This is a genomic window from Duganella vulcania, from assembly GCF_009857655.1.
GTDB lineage: Bacteria > Pseudomonadota > Gammaproteobacteria > Burkholderiales > Burkholderiaceae_D > Rugamonas > Rugamonas vulcania.
Genome location: NZ_WWCX01000001.1, coordinates 83,296 through 99,685, shown reverse-complemented (window position 1 = coordinate 99,685; position 16,390 = coordinate 83,296). Strand labels below are relative to the sequence as shown.

The 16,390-nt window shown below is 59.4% G+C and carries 14 protein-coding genes, 1 pseudogene and 2 riboswitches; of the genes and pseudogenes, 11 read left to right on the top strand and 4 right to left on the bottom strand.

The features are described 5' to 3' along the window. Position 1: 1 nt before the first annotated feature. A complete protein-coding gene (locus tag GTP90_RS00420; RefSeq protein WP_161081592.1) occupies positions 2 to 1,318 on the bottom strand; it encodes a voltage-gated chloride channel family protein in 1,317 nt (438 codons plus the stop codon). 78 nt (positions 1,319 to 1,396) lie between these two features. Then, a riboswitch (Fluoride riboswitch) is annotated at positions 1,397 to 1,470 on the bottom strand. A gap of 57 nt (positions 1,471 to 1,527) precedes the next feature. After that, entirely contained in the window at positions 1,528 to 1,911 is a 384-nt protein-coding gene (crcB, locus tag GTP90_RS00415) for a fluoride efflux transporter CrcB (RefSeq protein ID WP_161081591.1), read from the bottom strand. Positions 1,912 to 2,031: 120 nt separating this feature from the next. Here crcB and GTP90_RS00410 point away from each other — a divergent pair, with 120 nt between their 5' ends. From GTP90_RS00410 to GTP90_RS00360, 11 genes are all read left to right on the top strand, one after another. Further along, positions 2,032 to 2,367, top strand: coding sequence for a DUF190 domain-containing protein (locus tag GTP90_RS00410; protein ID WP_161081590.1), 336 nt, complete (start codon positions 2,032 to 2,034; stop codon positions 2,365 to 2,367). Between the two features lie 42 nt (positions 2,368 to 2,409). After that, positions 2,410 to 2,471, top strand: a riboswitch (Fluoride riboswitch). Positions 2,472 to 2,573: 102 nt separating this feature from the next. Continuing rightward, positions 2,574 to 2,954 (top strand): HIT family protein, encoded by a 381-nt coding sequence (locus tag GTP90_RS00405; protein ID WP_161081589.1) that lies wholly within the window; start codon positions 2,574 to 2,576, stop codon positions 2,952 to 2,954. Positions 2,955 to 3,001: 47 nt separating this feature from the next. Further along, the gene (locus tag GTP90_RS00400; protein ID WP_161081588.1) at positions 3,002 to 4,216 is read left to right on the top strand and encodes a cation:proton antiporter; all 1,215 of its coding nucleotides are present in this window, start codon (positions 3,002 to 3,004) and stop codon (positions 4,214 to 4,216) included. A gap of 57 nt (positions 4,217 to 4,273) precedes the next feature. After that, positions 4,274 to 4,690 carry a universal stress protein gene (locus tag GTP90_RS00395; protein WP_161081587.1) on the top strand — a complete coding sequence of 139 codons (417 nt, stop codon included), beginning with the start codon at positions 4,274 to 4,276 and terminating at the stop codon, positions 4,688 to 4,690. Positions 4,691 to 4,728: 38 nt separating this feature from the next. Continuing rightward, complete coding sequence (locus tag GTP90_RS00390; protein WP_161081586.1) at positions 4,729 to 5,130, top strand: HEAT repeat domain-containing protein; 402 nt, start codon at positions 4,729 to 4,731, stop codon at positions 5,128 to 5,130. A 118-nt stretch (positions 5,131 to 5,248) separates the two neighbouring features. Then, a complete protein-coding gene (locus GTP90_RS00385; protein ID WP_161081585.1) occupies positions 5,249 to 8,221 on the top strand; it encodes a Tn3 family transposase in 2,973 nt (990 codons plus the stop codon). A gap of 82 nt (positions 8,222 to 8,303) precedes the next feature. Continuing rightward, entirely contained in the window at positions 8,304 to 8,741 is a 438-nt protein-coding gene (locus tag GTP90_RS00380; protein ID WP_161081584.1) for a hypothetical protein, read from the top strand. A 203-nt stretch (positions 8,742 to 8,944) separates the two neighbouring features. Next, entirely contained in the window at positions 8,945 to 9,619 is a 675-nt protein-coding gene (locus GTP90_RS00375; RefSeq protein ID WP_161081583.1) for a DUF8359 domain-containing protein, read from the top strand. A 300-nt stretch (positions 9,620 to 9,919) separates the two neighbouring features. After that, complete coding sequence (locus tag GTP90_RS00370; protein ID WP_161081582.1) at positions 9,920 to 10,126, top strand: hypothetical protein; 207 nt, start codon at positions 9,920 to 9,922, stop codon at positions 10,124 to 10,126. Positions 10,127 to 10,758: 632 nt separating this feature from the next. Continuing rightward, complete coding sequence (locus GTP90_RS00365; RefSeq protein ID WP_254451678.1) at positions 10,759 to 12,240, top strand: coproporphyrinogen-III oxidase family protein; 1,482 nt, start codon at positions 10,759 to 10,761, stop codon at positions 12,238 to 12,240. After that, the gene (locus GTP90_RS00360) at positions 12,240 to 13,127 is read left to right on the top strand and encodes an alpha/beta fold hydrolase (RefSeq protein WP_161081581.1); all 888 of its coding nucleotides are present in this window, start codon (positions 12,240 to 12,242) and stop codon (positions 13,125 to 13,127) included. Before GTP90_RS00365 ends, GTP90_RS00360 begins: the two co-directional genes overlap by 1 nt. A 169-nt stretch (positions 13,128 to 13,296) precedes the next feature. Here the strand turns inward: GTP90_RS00360 and GTP90_RS00355 are convergent, their stop codons facing one another. Both GTP90_RS00355 and GTP90_RS37530 read right to left on the bottom strand, forming a co-directional pair. After that, positions 13,297 to 15,333: a hypothetical protein gene (locus GTP90_RS00355; protein ID WP_161081580.1), complete on the bottom strand. Its 2,037-nt coding sequence runs from the start codon at positions 15,331 to 15,333 to the stop codon at positions 13,297 to 13,299. 583 nt (positions 15,334 to 15,916) lie between these two features. Continuing rightward, positions 15,917 to 16,129: pseudogene (locus GTP90_RS37530) on the bottom strand (DDE-type integrase/transposase/recombinase); the annotation flags it as partial. Between the last annotated feature and the right edge of the window lie 261 nt (positions 16,130 to 16,390).

Below are 16,390 nucleotides of genomic sequence, written 5' to 3'. Positions count from 1 at the left end.
CTCACTTGGTTGAATGGTCGTTCTTGGACTTCTTACGCAGCTGCCGCAAGTAATGCGGCAATTCGCTCAGGCGCATCCCCTCCGGAATGTGGCGGTGATGCTTCGCGTGGGCGACGCGCTGCGCGCGATAGATGCCGGTGTGGCCGGAGAACAGATAGCTGACCGCGCAGGCCAGGCCCGCGTAGGGGGCGATATCCGAACCGAACAGCTCGATCGCCATGACGGTGGAGGCGATCGGCGTGTTGGCCGCGCCGGCGAACACACCGACAAAGCCGATCGCGGCCAGCATCGCGAACGGCATGTGCAGCAGCGGCGCCAGGGCATTGCCCAAGGTCGCGCCAATGTAGAACAAAGGCGTCACCTCGCCGCCCTTGAAGCCTGTGCCCAGCGAGGCGACCGTGAAGGCGATCTTGCCGACGAAATCCCATGCCGGCAGCTGGTGCGCGAACGATTCGACGATGGTGGGGATGCCCAGGCCGATGTAGCGGTGCGTGCCGACCGCCCATACCCCGGTGGCGATCACCGCGCCGCCAATGAACGGCCGCAGCGGCGCGTAGGCGACGTGCTTTTTCATGAAGTCCGACAGGAAGTGCGCCGCGTTCGCGAACAGCATGCCGACGACCCCAAACAGCATGCCGGCGGCCAGCGTCGCCGCCAGCGTCCAAAACGTGATATGTGGGATGAACCCCGCCGAGTACGGGGTGTGGTGGATACCCCATGCCAGGCCGACCTGGTCGGCGGCGATGGCGGCCAGCATGCAGGGCATGATCGCGTCGTAGCGCATGCGGCCGATGGCCAGCACCTCCAGCCCGAATATCGCGCCGGCGAGCGGGGTGCCGAAGACCGATGCAAATCCCGCGCTGATGCCCGCCATGATCAACAGGCGCCGGTGGGACTGGTCCATGCGAAAGACGTGTGTCAGCTGGTCGGCCAGTGCGCCGCCCATCTGCACGGCCGTGCCTTCGCGCCCGACCGAAGCGCCAAACAGGTGGGAGATGACGGTGCCCCCCAGGACGAGCGGCGCCATCCGCAGGGGAATGACTTTTTGCGGGTCGTGAATTTCGTCGATGATCAGGTTGTTGCCGGCTTCGACGGACTTGCCCAGGTGCAGATAGATCCAGCCCACGGCAAAGCCGGCCAGCGGCAGCAGCCAGATGATCCAGGCGTGGGCCTCGCGCCATGCGGTCACGTAATCGAGCGTGAAAAGGAAGGCGGCGGAAGCGCTGCCGGCAAGAATGGCGACAATGAGCGCCAGAGCGGACCATTTGCCCATGTAGGGCAGCAGATCGATAGGTTCGGGATGTTTTGCGTTTTTCATATGGCCCAGGTTGTTGTGCTAAAAAACCTGGTCAAACAAGAACGCTGTGCGCACGCCTACAGCTTCCTATGACCAGGAAAAACTGTAGGCATCATCAGCTGCCGGCAAACGCGGGCGGCGGTTAAAGGAGGAATGCCATCTCCGTCAAGCTGCTGCAATCATAACAAGTTTTATTGAACGGCACAAATAATTGCGCCTGCCCCAGCCACTCACAGCCAGCGCAGCGCGGTGACCGTGAGAATGCCAAGGAAAGTCATCAGGAGTGATCCGACCAGGTGCGCGGCGATGGCGCCAAACGCCCAGAACATCTGACCGTCGCGTAGCAGCGATACGACCTCGGCCGAAAACGTCGAAAATGTGGTCAGGCCGCCCAGAAAGCCGGTGACGGTCAGCAGCCGGACTTCGGGAGCGATCGACGGATGGTCTCCAAAATAGGCGACGGCTATGCCAATCAGGTAGCCGCCGAGCAGATTGGCCATCAAGGTTCCCGGCGGCAGGGAGGGAAACAGGCCGTTGAGCTGGGTCGACAGGAACCACCGCAGGACGGCGCCAAGCGCCGCACCGAGGCTGATGACGGCAATCGAAATCATCATAAATGGTTCCTTCGTTCGTAACGGTTGCAGTCTGCCTCATTCCATGCAATATGTGCAATAGCGATTAAAGACTCCTATACTTTAGCAAGGCAATCGGCTCATCTCATTCTGGGGGCGGTCATGAAAGGCTTTCAACTAGAATTCTTTCTGGAGCAAAACAAGCGTCATGGACACGCGGCGCTATGGGAATGGCTGCTTGAGACGGCAAAGTCGCACGGCATCCGCGGCGCCACCGTATTCATGGGGGCGATGGGGTATGGCGCCCATCGGCGCATCCACGCAGCGCACTTTTTCGAGCTGGCGGATCAGCCAGTGGAGGTCACGATGGTGGTCACCGAGGAGGAAGCGGATCGCCTGTTCGCTCTGCTGCAGGAGGAAAAGGTCCATCTGTTCTTTGTGAAATTGCCAGTTGAATTCGGCGTGCTGGGCGCGGTGTCCACAGACCAGGCCGGCTAGCACAGCAACATCGCTTGCCTCGCGTGCGAGACGCGGGTAATATCGTCTTGCGGAGATGGCATTCTCCCTAGACCGCCTTTATGGCTGATGATGCCTACAGATCGCCCGGACCGGGTGCTGTGGGATGTTTGTCGGCTACACGCATTGCCCCCCTGCATTCCTTCCGCCTGTCACCGCTGACAATGTCATCGTGAAGGAGCATGCACATGGATCCCACCGATTCCTCTTGTCCGTTCTGCGCCATCGGCGGAGCGGTATTCCTCGTCAGCGCCCATGCCCACGCGCGCTGGGACTTGAATCCGGTCACACCCGCTCACGCGCTGCTGGTGCCGAACCGGCATGTCGCCAGTTTTTTCGACATCAGCGATGAAGAGCGTGCCGCCCTGCAGCAGTTGCTCACCGGGGCGAAGGCCATGTTGGATGAGAGCCACGCACCGGATGGCTACAACATCGGCGTCAACATCGGCGAGGCGGCGGGCCAGACGATCCCGCACGCGCACATCCATCTGATCCCACGTTATCGCGGCGACGTCGCCAATCCACGCGGTGGCGTGCGCGGAGTCATACCGGCCCGGCAATCCTATTGATCCCGGCAGCGTTCGATCGACACCGCCCCTTGTCACAGGAGGAAACAATGACCAACGTCTGGACACTTGCCGCATTGTGGTTGGGACTGGCCCTCGTGGCCACGCTGTTGTCGATCTGGCTGCGCGTCGCGACGGCCCTGTCGGAGATCGTCGTGGGCACCGTCGCCCAGCTGCTCATCGGCGCGCTCATCGGCGGCTCCGTGCTGGGAACGGACGAATCGTGGATCAAGTTCTTGTCCGGCACCGGCGCCATCGTGCTGACCTTTCTGGCCGGCGCCGAGCTGGACCCCACGGTGTTCCGCACCCAATGGAAGGAAGCGTGCTCGATCGGATTGATCGGCTTTGTGGCGCCGTTCTTCGGCTGCGCCGCAGCAGCCCACTATCTGCTTGGATGGGGTTCCTCCGCCAGCTGGCTCACCGGGGTCGCGCTCTCCACCACCTCGGTGGCGGTGGTGTACGCGGTCATGCTGGAGTTCGGGTTGAACAAGACCCACTACGGTAAGACCGTACTGGCGGCCTGCTTCATCAACGACCTGGGAACGGTACTGGCGCTGGGATTTATCTTCTCGCCGTTCACCGTCAAGACGCTGGTGTTTTTCGGCGTGAGCATCGCCGCCTTCGCTGTGTTGCCTTGGCTGACGCCGCGCTTCTTCAGGCGCTACGGCGGCCGTCCGTCCGAATTGGAGGCGAAATACCTGCTGCTCATCCTGTTCGCGCTCGGTGCCCTGGCCAGCTGGGCGGACAGCGAGGCGGTCCTGCCGGCCTACATGATCGGCATGGTGCTGGCCGGTAGCGTGGGCAAGGATCATGCGCTGATCCGACGTCTGCGCACGCTGACATTCGGCCTGCTGACGCCGTTCTATTTCATCCGCGCGGGGTCCTTCGTCTCGGTGCCGGCCCTGATTGCCGCGCCAGCAGCCTTTTTCGTTTTACTGCTCGCCAAAATGGCAACCAAGTTCGCCGGCGTCTACCCGGTCACGAAAATATACAACTCACCCAGGCGGGAAGCGATGTACACGACGCTGCTGATGTCCACCGGCCTCACTTTTGGCAGCATCTCGGCGCTGTTCGGGCTTTCACATGGCGTGATCGACCAGGCGCAGTATTCCTACCTGGTGGCGGCGGTCATCGGTAGCGCGGTGGTTCCGACGCTGATCGCCAACGCCTTCTTCATGCCGCACCATCTGGTCGCAGAAGCAGTACCGGCGGCAAAGGTGCCGCCGGCCGAAGACATCGCCGTTGCGTCCCTGCCGGAGCCGTGATGGAAACGAAGCGCCGGGACTTCGACAGGGTTTGAGTTCACGGCAGGAGAGAAAATCATGTTCAAGCGAATTCTGATTGCCTACGACGGCTCCGCACCCGCCGAAAAGGCTTTTGACTATGCGCTCGATCTGGCGGTCAAATACCGGGCAGCCCTGGACGTGCTGGCGATCGTCCGGCCGCCAGATTTCGCGGAAGACGTCGAAACGGAGGCGCTGCTCGAAAAGGTACAGGAGCATTTCCAGGACCAATTTGCGCCGCTGCGCGAACGCGCTGCGCGGTCCGGCATCGCGCCGGGCTTCAATATCGTGGTCGGCCATCCGGCCGAACAGATCGTCCGGGAAGCCGAACAAAAATCGGTCGACCTGATTGTGGTTGGCCATCGCGGCAAAGGCTTGTTCGAGCGCTGGCTGCTCGGCTCGGCGTCCCGTACGGTCATCGCCTACGCGCACTGTGCCGTGATGGTCATTCGATAATGGATGCAACGACGCAAGGTGGCGCAGGAATGTTAGAGATGAGTGATGGCTTCTGCACACATTGTTTTACGTTGCTGCCGGCACTGGCAACCGCCTGTCCGGTATGCGGCAACGCGCAAAACAATACCGGAGAAGGTGATTATCGCGAAAAGGTGGTGAGCGCCTTACGCCACCCCTCTCCGGAGGTGCGCGTGCGCGCAATCGTCGCTATTGGCCTGATGCATGACAAATCGGCGGCTGATGCCTTGGTCGCCTGCGCGCTGCGCAATCCTGCCGATGTCGTCGTGGGACTGCAGATTATCGAGACGCTCAAGATTATCGACGATGGCAAGCCGCGCATGACGGCGCTGCGCTATTTGCATGCACGCCATCCCGACGACGCCATCAAACAGGCGGCGCAGGTCACGTTGAACGCTATTTTGCCGGCGCCAGGCGCGTAAAGCCGCCGATTGGCCTGCGAAGCGATACTTTGCCGCCATCATATCGCTTGACAAAAAACTTGCAAATGATGCACCATTTCCGGCAATTCCTTCACAGGGCGGTTGCCGACCGAATGCGATGACGAATGTCCATGAAACCGCCTATCCGCGTCTGAAGCTCGAATTCACCGAGCAGGAACTCATGGCCATCTATACGCCGTCGCGAGCGGAAATCGAACACGTTTTCACGCAGTACCGCCAGGCATCGCACCGCACCTTGTTCCTGATACAGCTCAAGCTGCTCCAACGGCTCGGGTATTTCGTCCCGCTGGCCAGCGTGCCCGTTGTTGTTATCCGGCATATTTGCGAACATAGTGGCTTGCGCGTTCCGGCCAAGCGAGCGTTGGCTCAGTACGACCAGTCCGGCAGTAAGACCATCCACCAGCGACGCTTGCGCATATACGTGGGCATCCGGGTGATGGAGGCCGCAGACGAGCACTGGCTGGAGAGCCTGGCCCGGCAGACCGCCTATACCAAGCAGGAGCTGCCCGACATCATCAACGTGATGATCGAGGAGCTGGTCCAGCGTCGGCTGGAACTGCCAGGCTTTACTTACTTGTTCAGGCTCGCCCGCCAGTCACGTGCAACCGTCAATGACCTGATCTACCGCCAGGTGGCCGGCGCCCTGCAGGATGCCGTCATCGAGCGTTTCGAGCAGATGCTCACCTCAGGCACGAGCCAGAGCTTGTGGGACGGATTGAAGCGCGAGCCGAAACAGCCCAATGTCCGCGAGGTGACGGACTTCCTGGCCCACATCGACAGCATGATCGCGCTGGCCGACGGATTGCCGGACACGGCTTCTATCGCGGCGACCAAACGTGAGCAGCTGGTACTGGAGGCGCGCGCCCTCGATGTTGCGGAGATGCGCCGCCTCAAGCCCCTCAAGCGCTACACCCTGATTGTGCTGCTGATCCAAAGTCAGCTTCAGAAGGCGATGGACGACATCGCCGAGATCTTCATCAAGACCATCCGCAACCTGCACAACGGCGCCGAGGAACGGTTGCGTCAATACCACCTGCAGCACGCCGAGCAGATCGAGCGGCTAATCGGCCAGTTCCGCGAGGTCCTGACGGTCCTCAATGAGGACGGGAGCGAGGCCGAGCGCGTGGCGCGGGTCGAGCAGTCCCTCGACGGCGACCTGGAGGCGTGGATCACCGAGTGCGACGAGCACATGGCCTACGCCGGCAACAACTATTATCCGTTCATGCTCGCGGGGTACGTAGGCAAGCGCAGCTTGCTCTTCAAGTGTCTGGAGGCGCTGAGCCTCAAATCAAGCTCGCAGGACGACAGCCTGCTGGCGGCGATCGCCATCATTCTGAAACATCGCTCCAGCCACAAGGAGCAGTTGCCGGCTGCGGATGGCGAGCTGCCAGAATTGGCACTCGATTGGATGTCCGACAAGTGGCGCAAGCTCGTCTTTGGTCGCGGCACTGCCGGTGCTCCCGCGAGCGCTCACCGGAAATACTTCGAGCTGGCCGTGATGACGGAGGTGATGGATGAATTGAAGTCCGGTGACCTTTACGTCGAACACAGCGGCGATTACGACGACTATCGCAACCACCTGGTGGACTGGGATGAGTATGAGCGGGACGTGGGCACTTACGGCGAACTGGTCGGCTTGCCGGTGGAGGCGAAGGCTTTCGTGGCGCAGTTGCGTGAAAAGCTGAGCAGTCTGGCCCGCGACGTGGACAAGCGTTTTCCGGAGAACGGTCACGTCGATATCGACCAAAGCGGCATCGTCATCCGGCGCATGGAGCGCCCCAAGCCGCCGCCGGAACTGGAGGCGGTCGAGCAGATGGTCACCAACGAAATGGATCCGGTGAGCATACTTGACGTGCTGACCGAGACCGAAAAATGGCTCGACCTGCACAAGCTTTTCGGGCCGCTGTCCGGCTTCGAGGCCAAGGTCGACGATCCGCGTAAGCGCTTCATCACCACGCTGTTCTGCTATGGCTGCAACCTCGGCGCCACCCAGACCGCGCGCTCGGTCAAAGGGCTCAGCCGCAAGCAGGTGGCGTGGCTCAATCTCAAGCACGTCACGGAGCAGCGGCTCGACAAGGCGATCGTCAAAGTGATCAATGCGTACAACCGGTTCGCCTTGCCGCGCTATTGGGGTTCGGGTAAGAGTGCCTCGGCCGATGGAACGAAGTGGAACATCTACGAGGCGAACCTGCTGTCCGAGTACCACATCCGGTACGGCGGGTATGGCGGCATCGGCTACTACCACGTGTCCGACAAGTATATCGCGCTGTTCAGCCACTTCATCCCGTGCGGGGTGTACGAGGCGGTCTATATCCTCGACGGCCTGATCAACAACCAGTCCGACATCCAGCCGGATACGCTGCACGGCGATACCCAGGCCCAAAGCACGCCGGTGTTCGGCCTGGCTTCGCTGCTGGGGATCGACCTGATGCCGCGCATCCGCAACATCAAGGACCTGGTGTTTTTCAAGGCGGACAAGGCCGACCAGTATGAGCATATCGGCAGTCTGTTCCGTGGCTCGATTGACTGGGAGCTGATCGGACGGCACCTGAAGGATATGCTGCGCGTGGTCATTTCCATCAAGGCGGGCAAGATCGCACCGTCGACCATCCTGCGGCGCCTCGGCACCGCGAGCCGCAAGAACAAGCTCTACTATGCATTCCGGGAGCTGGGGAGGGTGCAGCGGACCATGTTCCTGCTCAAGTACATCAACGACGCGGAACTGCGCCGTACCATCCACGCTGCCACCAACAAGAGCGAGGAGTTCAACGACTTCATCAAGTGGCTGTTCTTCGGCGGCGACGGCATCATCGCGGAAAACGTCCGGCATGAGCAACGCAAGGTGATCAAGTACAACCAGCTCGTGGCGAACATGGTGATCTTGCACAACGTCCATGAGATGACGAAGCTGCTGAAGGGGATACAGGCGAAGGGCTATGTGCTGACGGAGGAGGTATTGCGAGGATTGGCGCCGTACCGCAAGGGGCACATCAACAGGTTCGGCGAATACATGCTGGATCTTGAGCGCGAAGTGGCGCCGATGAACTATAAAGTCGAATTTTCTAAGTAAATCAAACGGTTAAGTCACTTTCTGCGAAAAAAACCGCAATCCCGGCCGACCCTCTGGCGACTTCTCCACGTCCGACCGGGCGTTGCTGGCGCTGGAGAGTCATCTGGAGCCCGCGAAACTCGATGTGGTTTGCGCTGAGGTATGGCGCGCAGCAAATGGCAATATCCGTTTGTGGCAGCACTATCGCATCCATGTTTTGGTCGAACTCGTCGACCCCACCGAAGGAGTTATCGGTGGCGACGACATCGAGGAGGCGCCGGCCACGCTGGACCTGAGGACCGGGGCGATTGAGCTTGATAGCCCGAAACGTGGTTATCCGATGCTCAATTGGGCCCACTGCGGCGCCACGATTATTTTCTGTGGTGAGCGCTACAGTTGCTTTATCCAGCGCGACAATCTTCCGTCTGGTGAGCGGTGCTGGGGTAGCGACGTTGTGGAATTCATCGAGAAGAATGGCTACCACGCTGTTCTGGATTTGATGACGCTCGAGCATTCGGGCCCTGCGCTAAGTTCGTTCTAGCGTGGTGTCTTAGTGGGCCGCTCGACGAGCGGGTCATGTGCGCCGCACGCCGTCGTCGTTGCCCGTTCCACTTTTTTCGAGCAGTGCATGGGAGCCAATGACCCTTTGGCCATCATGCTGTAGGTACCTTTTCTCAACTCTCGCGGGTTTGTCATGTTCTCCCGCTGGGAGACGTGCGCCCGCATTCTTTCAAGGAGCACGTTATGCAAGTCAAAATTCTTTTTCCTTACTCCGAAATGGTCGTGCCGCCGCGGTGCCGCAAGCCCCGTTTGCAGCACTTCAACGACGGCCAGTTCACCATCGATATTGCGGAAGTGTCCGGCGCTGATGCCCCCGTTGCCATTCGTTCCTCGGGCGTGTTTATGGCGCGCTCGAATGTACGCTTTGCGGTGGACTACCGCTGGTGGCGTGGTTGCTTGTGGACGTCCCTGCGCGTCGATGCCGTTGAGCCTCGCGGCATGACTTCCGGTCATGACGACTGGGACTATGCGTCCTGGCCAGCCGTGCTGGATCTGACTAGCCCGGCGAACTCCGGTTCGTCGTACGAGTTCGGCATCTACGGGCCGCGTAGCGAACCGAGACTGGCGTGGGAGGAGTATCTCTCCATTGTCGCAGGCAGCCATTTGATCATCGATGGCGTGCCCCATCGCATCGCCGGCGAACCTCGCTATGTGGTGATGACGTTTGGCATGGCCGCAATCATGGTGGCACGTCCTGCATGGTCGATGCTCATTACAACGGCAACATCAACCGTGATTGCTATTTCAGCCTGCTCGAACGTGATCGCGCGATCGCTGCAGCTACCGAGATCGCGACCAGGCGCGGTGACACCCGTTCTCTGCCAATTGTTCCGTATGGACCGCAGTGGGAGATCTTGATTCCTGAAGCTATCCAGGTGAACCCGGCCGCACAGCATGGTGAGGGCTGTCCATTCATGAACGCGTTGGATCAGGTGGCCCAGGGAACCGGTGGTTCCCCTGTTGCCGGCATGGCCGCCATTGCAGGGCTGCTGCACGCGCAATCATGACCTGAGGGCTGCCTTATCCAGGCTGTCCCTCAAATTGTTCGCGTGTCGTTCTGTTGGGCCCGATGCTTCCCGCTGCTGGTCGGGTAGCTCGGGCTCTTTCAAAAGCGCTGTTGATCGTGATGGCGCAATTTTTTTTTCAAGGAGTATCGCAATGGATTACCTTTTCACGATGGACTTGACGGTGACCGACCTCCAGCAGCTGCTCGCTCACGCACAGGCCATCGCCGTCAAAGAAGGGGATGACCCTAAAGCACTTTGCGACGAATACGGCGAGCCTGATGTTGCTGCTTGCTTGGTGATGATCCTCGACCCCGGCTCGGCGCCAGGCGTCAACATCCATTCGTCGAAGGCTGAATAGGCCGTGCCAGCTGGCCAGTGCGCAGTACGTGAGAGCGCCGCAATCAGCGATATCGATTGTGGCCTTCGTCAGGTATTGCGCCGCTGGCGATTCGAAAGACTAGTCAATTTTTTCAACGTCTGGCCATCCGACCGATTGGCCGTTTTTGAAGGGAGCGCACCTCGTTGAGGACCGCGCTCCCTTTTCAGTTTCTCCGCCCCATCCTGCTCCACCGCTTCCCTGGCAGATCCGACCCGCACCCGACTTTTTGCTGCGTGGTGTGCGCTGGCGCCTGTGCCACATCTGATGCACCCTCTGTGACTTGGCTTCGAAAATCACGTTGCCAGTCCCAGCTGCCTTGCGTTGGGAAGCCATTTGCTCATATCGCAAATCAGTCACGACTACGTAACCTTGTCAACGCACAAACCACGCCAAAAAAGACCTCTTAAACGCCCTTGCCACAGAGGGAGATAAAAAAGCACGCCGCGTGCTTTTTTCTTTTTGAAACGCCCAAAACGGACGTTTTGCAAAGAGTGCCACGACATCGCCCATGATTAAATTCCGTCCGTGATGTGCAGGCAATCCCATGTGTCATCGCCCCAGTGTTGCTTACCACTGATTCAACAATCAAACTTTTTCGAAAGAGGGAAATCATGACTACTGCATGCGTAACACGTGAGGAAGCCGCCAAATTTATCGATCAAGAATTTGCTCGGCCACAGAGCAATAAGGTATTGCACGCGCATCCGAGCCCGATGTACTGGGCGCCGAACGATGGGCAGGCTGAAAGTCGCTGGGCCCAGCGCATGGAGATCGCCAAGGCCACGCCTTTGGCTGATAATTTCTATCTCGGCCTCCCTTTTTGCATTCCCACGGTGCCAAGCCATTGCGGGTTTTGCTTGTTCCCGACCCAAGATTACAAGGGCAATTCCGGCATGCAAACGTACTTGGAATACTTGGAGCGTGAAGCGGAATTATACGCTCCGTTCCTGGCAAACGACCGGCTCTCGTCCATGTATGTTGGTGGTGGCACCCCCAATCTGCTTAAAGCGGAAGACTACGGCCGGCTGACGGCCATCGCCGAAAAATTGTACGGGAAAATTCCCGATGACGTGGAACGCACCATCGAAGGAATCCCGCAGCTGTTCTCCAAAGACAAGGTCGACGCAATTCGCGCGGCCGGCTTTAATCGTGTCAGCATGGGCGTTCAGCAAATGAGCGACAAGCTGATCAAATACAGCGGGCGTCGTCAGACCCATCGCCAAGTCATGGATGCGCTGGATCACTTCAACGCCGCAAAGTTGGCGGTCAACGTCGACCTTATCTACGGCTGGCCGGAACAAACCGTCGCTGACATGCTGCGTGACCTGGGGGAGTTGGTTGATCAAGGTGTCCGGCACATCACGCACTACCAACTCAACATCGCCGGCCGGAGCGATTTCAGCAAGGCGCAGCGTGAGCTGTTGCCGTCCCTCGAAACGACCATCGACATGTACAAGGAATCGTGCGCGTTCTTGCGTTCGAAGGGTTATCGCCAGGCAACCGTCTACGACTGGGAAAAAGTCGAAAGCATGCCCGGCCGGTTCGAGTCGCCGAATGCCGACCGCTATCAATACGAGCAAAATCTGCGCGACTTCCTCCATGCGGACGATCAGTCGGTGACCGAGACCAGGAACATGATCGGGCTGGGTTATGCCGGGGTCAGTTTCCCTTTCACCTGGCCGGTGCAAGGCGGACCAAACTGGTCCCAGATGAACTTGCGCAATCTCGACGCTTACTTCCAGAGCATCGATGCCGGGAAATTGCCCGTCGAAAAGCAATTCCTTTACAATAAGGAAGACCTGAAACTGGCGTGGTTGTTCCAGTCGATGCAATCGATGACGATTGACCTGCACAACTACGCCGTTGCATTCGGCGCCGATCTGTTGCACGATTACGCACCGATTTTCGACGAATTGCACAAGCGTTCCTGGATTGAAATTGACGCCAAACAGGTTCGCTTCATCGGGCTGGGCGAGTTTTTCATCCCCATGATCCAGGCGTTGTTCAGTTACGCCCGTTTGAACGAAATGCGCGGCGGGCTCAAACAAATTGTCGAAGGCAAGAAAATCATCAACATCCTTGAAACTGCCTGATGCAGCTAATTCCTATCCAGGCGCCGGACGGTGTTCAACTGGCGCTCTACAAGGTGCCTGGTAACGGCGGACCCGCCGTCATCCTTACCCATGGCACCTTTTCGAATCACCGATCCTGCCTCGGCCTGGCACAAAAGCTGGCCGAGGACGGCTTCTCGCCATGGATATTCGAGTGGAGGGGGCACGGGAAAAGCCACGCCCCCTCCGCACCGGCTACGCTGGACGACGTGGCCAATTATGATATTCCAACAGTCCTGCATGCCGTCAAAGAGTTCCAGAAGCAGGACAAGGTGTTTTTTGTCGGTCACAGCGGAGGTGGTTTAGCCGTGTCGATGTGGATGGCCAGAAATCCAGACCTTGCTAAAGAACAGGTTCATGGCGTGGTCTTGATGGCGGCACAAGCCACGTGCGCTGCGCGGACGTTGAAAAAGCGCACGCTCATTTCGCTGATCGATCTCTTTCTCAAAGTGACCAGATCAGCCCCGGGTCATCATTTAAAAATAGGGCCTGAGCCCGAGAGTTTTGCGCTCATGCGCCAGTGGTGCAAGTGGAACCTCACGAAAAAATTCGCCGGCCTGGATGGCTTTGACTATCTTCAGCACCTCCAAAAGGTTACCGTCCCAGTACTGGCGTTGTCCGGCGCTGGAGACCTGTTCATTGCGCCAACGAGTGGATGCTTGGCACTGGCGGAATCGTTTGGTGGGCAGCACGTGCAATTTCAGCAGTGCGGACGCGCGAGCGGCTATTCAGAGGACTACACACACGATCGCTTGATTTTGTCTAAACCAGCCAGCGTTCAAATTTGGCCGATGGTCAGTGAGTGGCTGTCGTCGAATTTTGGGCAGCCATCTGCACTTTCGCCGCGGACGACGACTGCAGTTCGATAACTTTTTCCAATTGTTCGGCCACTGAGCGACCTGCCGTTTACCCCGCACCTGTGGGGGGCGCACAGTCTATCGCCAAGCGAAGGTCGTGATTCTACCAATAGTGGGTGCGAGCGCGCTGCCGGACGATGCGCCGGCAGCGGCTGGCATTGCACGGCCTCGCGTTCGTGCGTCAGGTGCGGGGCGTGTCCGTGTTCATGGGCAGGGCTTGTTCTGCGTGGTGGACCTGGACCGCCTTGGTTCTGCCGTAACCCATCATCAGCTCACTGAGGCTCTTTGGCCGTTCCCGCGCAATCGCCGCCCCGACGTAAAGCAGCTGCCCATCCTTGCGCATATTTTCGACGTCATCTTGGACCCGCCGCCATGCGTCCACCGCCTGCAGGAAAGCGGTCTGATCCCGCATTTTCCGTGCGTGTTCGGCGATTGCCCGGCAGAGCGGTAGAAGTTCGTCGGCTGCGCCCGCGCCGGTGACGACACGATGAACGGTAAAGAGCAGAAGCTTGTTGTCAGGTGTACGCTCGGGCGCTGTCGAGGTCGGCGCCAGGGCTTGCGCGTAGTAGATGACGCCGGCCAGTATTTGCGCGATGGCTCTGTAGTCGCCCGGTTCTGGTGGGGTGACGAAGCTGCTGTGCCGGCTGCCTGGATACTCGCCATGTAGCAAGAGCAGCACCAGTCCTACCGATGTGTCTTCGAAGGCCGTCAGGCCGGGGATGAGCATCTTGGTCTCTTCCCCCTTTCTTCGCAGTGAGGTCAACTCGAATTCACGCTCGCGCACGAGGTCGGGGTTGTCCGCTAACTCGTCCTCGTAACGTCGGGGCAACGCGTCATCGATGTCGCGGTTGCAGTGCGCGTTGAAGGTGGCCGGATCGACCTGGTTCAGAATGTAGCCGGTCAGCTGCGCGATGCCGGCCTCGTTGCACAGCGCCTGCGCCGCGAGGTCCAGCAGCTGCTGTTGCCGGACTTTGGCCAACTCGTGGAGCGCGATCGCCGGCTCCGGCAGCAGCTGCGGCGAATCGAGAAAGTCGTGGCTCCCTTGCGCCCGGATTTGCGCCGGGATGTCCTGCTGTTCAACGATCACCGCGGGCATGTCCCCAGGCTTGATCCACCTCTGGTCGCGCAGGTAGATCTGACCGCGTTCGTTGAAGGTCTGCCCTTGCAGCGTTGGCCGGCCGTCCGCCAGCACGGCCTGTATATGCGCTGGCAGCTGTGCCAATTTGTCGAGGTCGGGCTTTTGGTTTTTTGCCGGCTTGATGGCGTTCGAAACGGCCTGTTGGATGTCGTCTGAGAAGTCGTAGCCCAGGCCCTGCCCATAGCGCAAGGTGTAGAGCGGCTGGCCGGCGGCCAAGCCAATTGCCGTTGGGGCCGCGATGATCTCGCCCTTCAAGAGCTTGCCAATGGCCTCAAAGATGGCGTCGTCTTCGATGCCGTAGATGGCCGGGATGATGCCACCGATGGCGTCGTTTCTAAGTGCACGGCCAACGCACTGCCGGTCCCGGTCAAAAAGCCAGATGATGGAGAAACCATGGGGCCGGATCTGAGCCGCCTTGATGCCGACGACCAACGCTGTGCATGCTTGCGGATAGAGTTCGTTTAACAGGAAGGCGTTTTTGATCGCCGTCGGTGCCATGCCTGCGAACTGCGGTTCCTGGGCCAGGTCGTCGGTGTAGTGCTGCGGCAGCCGTTTGATCAGCTCCTCGAGCATCGACCAGCGAAACAACCGGCCGTCCGGCAAGACAGCGAAGCTATAGCCGGGTATGCCGGCGTCGAGTAGCATCGGGTTCTCGGGATTCCATTGTTCGCTAAAGAGCGACCATGCTTCATCCATCAAGATGAACTTGCCTTGGCTTTCGGCTGCCTTTCTCGTACGCTCCGATGCGGCCTCAAAGGTCTGCTCGTCGATGCTGAGGCTCTCCAGGTGCAGCCTGCTGGTCAGTGCGGCGGCGTGCAAGAGCGGCAGTTGCAATCGCCTGGCAATGCGCCAGGCGGTGGCTTTAGCCATGGCCTCGCGAAACATCAACGGTGGTGACGTTGGATTGGCATCGCGGGCATTGGCCTGCACGTCGTGGAGATTACGGTATCCGAACAAGCCGGCGAGGGTGTTCTGTGCTTGCATGAGACTGAGCTCTTCAGGCCAGAGCTTTTGCAGGCTTCGTGCAATTTGGGTGAAATGGCCTTCGGCCAGGTCGGCCTTAGAGACAGGTATACGCATATAGACTCCCAGCGGTAGCGCTAAATCACGGGTACGGGGGCTGGCTTGCCGTCGGTTGCGCTACCTGGTGAGGTCAAATGCGTCTAACAGACGATGATGGGTTTATGCGATCTCACGGCACGGCCTTTACCTTCGCCAGCGGTACGAACGAGATCAGTCCGCAGCGCGCATGATCCTATGGAAGGGGGCGATCGTCAAGTCGCGCCCGTGCAGCGAAAGGGGAGGTTGTTGATGCTACCTAGCCATGTCAGAATGTGGCCCCGTCAATGACACGGCCAGCATGCGTTCGAGGCCGGTCGATGAGACAGGCCAGCGTTGTGTGTCTATGGAATTCGATGTTGTTGAGCCGCTTCACATCCAAGGCGGACTCATCAGTTAAGACACTATATCGGTTATTTAAGCTGTGTCCCTCAGCACTTCCGTAGCTGCGCCGCGCTGCCCGGCCCGGCTCACTTCCGGCCGCTGGAGAGTCTCACCCTCCAGCGGCTACCGCCGGAAGGGTTCCTCTTCCACTGCGCATCTGCGGCGCCATATTTGTCGACGATGATCGCGCTGCCACCGCTGCCACTGCGGTATACCTTGTCATGCGGATGGTCACGACCTCTCGCTTGAGCACGTCGGTGAAGGGGGGCTCGTGAACTGCGAGCCCTGGTCGCTGTAGAACACCGCTGGCCTGCGATGGACGGGCAGGGCGTCCTCCTAGGTAGTCTACGCAGAACGAGGTGTCCATGCTGTTGCTGATGCGCCATGACTGCACGCGGTGCGATTGCCAGTCGAGCACCGCCACCAGATTTGCCTTTGGTGAGTGGCCGGTACAGCAGTCCTGGAAACGGTTGGGCTCGACCAGGTGGCTAACTGGCTGCCTGTGAGAACCAAATCTGTTAGAATTCTCGTCAATTTTACAACCTCCGGTAACCGTCAATGAATCAACGGATTGGCTATGTCCCCGTTTTGACAGATGACCATATCTGGACCTGCGGCGCAAAGCGTTAGGCTTGGCTGGGGTCGCTTCTGTCTACGAAGATGCGGCGAGCGGAAGGACGGCTGTACGACAGTA

Excerpts from the sequence above, each read along its gene's own strand:
- GTP90_RS00420 (WP_161081592.1), bottom strand. The coding sequence starts at position 1,318 with ATGAAAAACGCAAAACATCCCGAACCTATCGATCTGCTGCCCTACATG.
- crcB (WP_161081591.1), bottom strand. The coding sequence starts at position 1,911 with ATGATGATTTCGATTGCCGTCATCAGCCTCGGTGCGGCGCTTGGCGCC.
- GTP90_RS00410 (WP_161081590.1), top strand. The coding sequence starts at position 2,032 with ATGAAAGGCTTTCAACTAGAATTCTTTCTGGAGCAAAACAAGCGTCAT.
- GTP90_RS00405 (WP_161081589.1), top strand. The coding sequence starts at position 2,574 with ATGGATCCCACCGATTCCTCTTGTCCGTTCTGCGCCATCGGCGGAGCG.
- GTP90_RS00400 (WP_161081588.1), top strand. The coding sequence starts at position 3,002 with ATGACCAACGTCTGGACACTTGCCGCATTGTGGTTGGGACTGGCCCTC.
- GTP90_RS00395 (WP_161081587.1), top strand. The coding sequence starts at position 4,274 with ATGTTCAAGCGAATTCTGATTGCCTACGACGGCTCCGCACCCGCCGAA.
- GTP90_RS00390 (WP_161081586.1), top strand. The coding sequence starts at position 4,729 with ATGAGTGATGGCTTCTGCACACATTGTTTTACGTTGCTGCCGGCACTG.
- GTP90_RS00385 (WP_161081585.1), top strand. The coding sequence starts at position 5,249 with ATGACGAATGTCCATGAAACCGCCTATCCGCGTCTGAAGCTCGAATTC.
- GTP90_RS00375 (WP_161081583.1), top strand. The coding sequence starts at position 8,945 with ATGCAAGTCAAAATTCTTTTTCCTTACTCCGAAATGGTCGTGCCGCCG.
- GTP90_RS00370 (WP_161081582.1), top strand. The coding sequence starts at position 9,920 with ATGGATTACCTTTTCACGATGGACTTGACGGTGACCGACCTCCAGCAG.
- GTP90_RS00365 (WP_254451678.1), top strand. The coding sequence starts at position 10,759 with ATGACTACTGCATGCGTAACACGTGAGGAAGCCGCCAAATTTATCGAT.
- GTP90_RS00360 (WP_161081581.1), top strand. The coding sequence starts at position 12,240 with ATGCAGCTAATTCCTATCCAGGCGCCGGACGGTGTTCAACTGGCGCTC.
- GTP90_RS00355 (WP_161081580.1), bottom strand. The coding sequence starts at position 15,333 with ATGCGTATACCTGTCTCTAAGGCCGACCTGGCCGAAGGCCATTTCACC.